At 66.0% G+C, this 3,132-nt stretch carries 3 protein-coding genes; 2 read left to right on the top strand and 1 reads right to left on the bottom strand.

Annotation, left to right across the window (positions count from 1 at the left end; all coding sequences use genetic code 11):
• Positions 1-395: 395 nt before the first annotated feature.
• The gene (locus DYI24_RS24090) at positions 396-905 is read right to left on the bottom strand and encodes a GcrA family cell cycle regulator (RefSeq protein WP_012497883.1); all 510 of its coding nucleotides are present in this window, start codon (positions 903-905) and stop codon (positions 396-398) included.
• Between the two features lie 476 nt (positions 906-1,381).
• On the opposite strand from DYI24_RS24090, the gene DYI24_RS24085 reads away from it, so the two are divergent.
• On the top strand, positions 1,382-2,593 hold the full coding sequence (locus DYI24_RS24085; RefSeq protein ID WP_164574118.1) for an aspartate aminotransferase family protein: 1,212 nt from the start codon (positions 1,382-1,384) through the stop codon (positions 2,591-2,593).
• Positions 2,593-3,132: Rossmann-fold NAD(P)-binding domain-containing protein (locus DYI24_RS24080; protein WP_502706372.1), on the top strand; the 540-nt coding region annotated here is incomplete at its 3' end. The genes DYI24_RS24085 and DYI24_RS24080, both read left to right, overlap by 1 nt.

The following is a 3,132-nucleotide window of genomic DNA, read 5'->3' as shown; positions in this document are numbered from 1 at the left end:
GAACCTCATGGTGAGGAGGCGCGAAGCGCCGTCTCGAACCATGCGCCGCAGGCGATGTGGCTCCTCATCCTTCGAGACGCCCGGCGAAGCCGGGCTCCTCAGGATGAGGACTTCGGACGCTTGGCAAGGGCCGATCCGCTTCAATCAATCGATGAAGCGCTCTAGCCGCTCTCGCCTGCTAAACAAGACTGATGAGTTCACAGCCTGCTCAGCCTTGCTGAGCGGGCTGCTGATTTATCGGCTGCGCAACGCCAGCCATCCTCCGCGACAGCGGAGGATCCAGTCTTGCAGTTTGTTTGGTAGGAGAAAGATCGGCTCTGGATGAGGTCGCCCGGCGGTTCCGGGCGATCATGCGTCGAGCCAAGCGCAGCGGCTCTGTGCTGCGCGGGCGGTGATTACCGCGTGGTCTTGGGAGCTGCGCGGCGGCGATCGCCGACCGGCTGATAGGCGATGCGCGAGTGATGCGCGCAGTAGGGCAGGCCCGGCAGCGACTTGCCGCCGCAGAAGAAGAATTCCGGGCTCGACGGATCGCCGACCGGCCAGTGGCAGGTGGCTTCGTTGAGTTCCAGCAGCGACAGCCGCTGGTTCATCGGAACCACGTTGTCGAAGGCGATCGGGTCGGGCTCGGCTTCCACTTCGAAAGCGTGCGCCAGTGCGGTGTTGCCGCGCGCCACCGGGCGGGTCACCCTCATCATCTGCTGCACCGGGCGCGCCTTGCGCGGCCGCGGCGCTGCCGACGTGGGGCTCTTGGCCCGGCCCGACAGGCCGAGGCGGTGGACCTTGCCGATCACGGCATTGCGGGTGACGTTGCCAAGCTCGGCGGCAATTTGACTCGCCGACAGCCCGCCCTCCCACAATTTCTTCAACTGCTCGACGCGCTCGTCGGTCCAGGTCAATGCCGTCATAGTTCTATCCCTTCCTGCCGCGGGCGCCGAAGGGCGGCGCGGAACCGCGGCTGTGAGGTCGTCAAAATCTCAGCTGTCAGAATCCCTTAGCGCTCGCCGGACGACCCTTGCCGCCCCGGCGTTACGCCTCATCCGAGAACTCGAAATGGATTACAAACCGCGCACGAGATGTCGTACCCGACAGTCAAAAGGCTACAATATGCCGTGACTCACGCGCAAGAGTCCGACCCGGTGCGTCCACACCTTCTCCTGTGAGTGAGTCCGCGAAGCCACAACAAACAGCGCGAGTGCTGCTTTCTGGCAGCACTTCGTCGAAGCTCCGTGTTGACAGTGAGTTCGACGCTTCTAGAATAATCCCACGTGCCGCCTGGAAAGGCGGCACGTTTCGTTTCCGGGGTACGTTGTCCCAGACTGCGTTCGTGTCATGCGCGTGACGCGGCCGGCCGGCGGCCCGCTATTTTCCGATCGGATCGGCCATGTCTCAGAGCGCTTCAACGTCCCATCTCCTCCCGGTTTTCGCCAGAGCGGATGTCGCGTTCGAGCGCGGCGAAGGTGTCTGGCTGCACGGAACTGATGGCGAGCGCTACCTCGATTTCACCAGCGGCGTCGCCGTCAACGCGCTCGGCCATTGCCATCCGCATCTGGTCGAAGCCTTGCAGCAGCAGGCGACCAAACTGTGGCACATGTCCAACCTGTTCAAGAGCCCGGACGGCGAGAAGCTGGCGGCGCGGCTGTGTGAACAGAGCTTTGCCGACAAGGTGTTCTTCTGCAATTCGGGTGCTGAAGCAGTCGAGTGCGCGCTGAAGATGGCGCGGCACTATCACTTCTCCAAGGGCGAGCCCGAGCGCACCCGGGTGATTACTTTCGAAGGCGCGTTCCACGGCCGCACGCTCGGCACGCTCGCCGCCACCGGCTCGGCAAAGTACCTGGAAGGCTACGGCAGGCCGCTCGACGGTTTCGATCAGTTGCCGCTCGGTGATCTCGATGCGGTCAAGGCCGCGATCGGTCCGACCACCGCCGCGATCCTGATCGAGCCGCTGCAGGGCGAGGGCGGCGTGCGCTCGCCGGAGCTGGCGTTCTTCCGCGGCCTGCGCGAGCTGTGCGACGCGCACGGCCTGCTGCTGATCTTCGACGAAGTCCAGACTGGCATGGGCCGCACCGGCGAACTGTTCGCCTATAAGCGGGTCGGCGTCGCGCCGGACCTGATGTCGCTGGCCAAGGCGCTCGGCGGCGGCTTTCCGATTGGCGCCTGCCTGTCGACCGCCGAGGCGGCGAAGGGCATGGCGCCGGGCGCGCACGGCTCGACCTTCGGCGGTAATCCGCTGGCCGTCGCGGCCGCCAACGCGGTGCTCGATATCATGCTGCAGCCGGGCTTCTTCGACCACGTCAAGAAGATGTCGCTGCTGTTGAAACAGAAGCTCGCCGGTGTCGTCGATCGGCATCCGCGCGTCGTCAGCGAAATCCGCGGCGAAGGCTTGCTGCTCGGCCTCAAGGCGGTGGTGCCGTCGCCCGAGCTGATCGCGGCGCTGCGGGCCGAGAAGCTGCTCACCGTCGGCGCGGGCGACAACGTCGTGCGCCTGCTGCCGCCGCTGATCGTCAGCGAGGCCGAACTCGACGAAGCGATCGGGCGACTGGAGCGCGCCTGCGTCACGCTTGCCGGGCAGGCGGCGCAGAAGGAGGCGGTGTGATGAGCAGCTCCAGCAACACGCCCCGGCACTTCCTCGATCTGACCGAGCTGCCGACCTCCGAGCTCCGCAACATGCTGGCCGCCGCGGTCGCCATGAAGGCGAAGCGCAAGGCGAACGCCGATGCCGACAAGCCGCTCGCCGGCAAGACGCTGGCGATGATCTTCGACAAGCCGTCGACCCGGACGCGGGTGTCGTTCGACGTCGGCATGCGCCAGCTCGGCGGCGAGTCGATCATGCTGACCGGCGCCGAGATGCAGCTCGGCCGCGGCGAAACCATCGCCGACACCGCGCGGGTGCTGTCGCGCTTCGTCGACATCATCATGATCCGCATCCTCAATCACGAGGCGCTGCTGGAGCTCGCCGCCAACGCCACCGTGCCGGTGATCAACGGCCTGACCCGCAAGTCGCATCCGTGCCAGGTGATGGCCGACGTGATGACGTTCGAGGAGCATCGCGGCCCGATCAAGGGACGCACCATCGCCTGGACCGGCGACGCCAACAACCTGTTGGCGTCCTTCGCCCCCCCCGCGCCGCGCCTC

It is taken from the genome of Rhodopseudomonas sp. BR0C11, from assembly GCF_010820945.1.
Lineage (GTDB): Bacteria > Pseudomonadota > Alphaproteobacteria > Rhizobiales > Xanthobacteraceae > Rhodopseudomonas > Rhodopseudomonas palustris_H.
The sequence above is the reverse complement of the archived record's forward strand: the minus strand, read 5'-3'. Positions and strand labels throughout refer to the sequence as shown.

What these genes read in the sequence shown, in the direction of transcription:
- DYI24_RS24085 (WP_164574118.1), top strand. Translation starts at nt 1,382, where the DNA reads ATGTCTCAGAGCGCTTCAACGTCCCATCTCCTCCCGGTTTTCGCCAGA.
- DYI24_RS24090 (WP_012497883.1), bottom strand. Translation starts at nt 905, where the DNA reads ATGACGGCATTGACCTGGACCGACGAGCGCGTCGAGCAGTTGAAGAAA.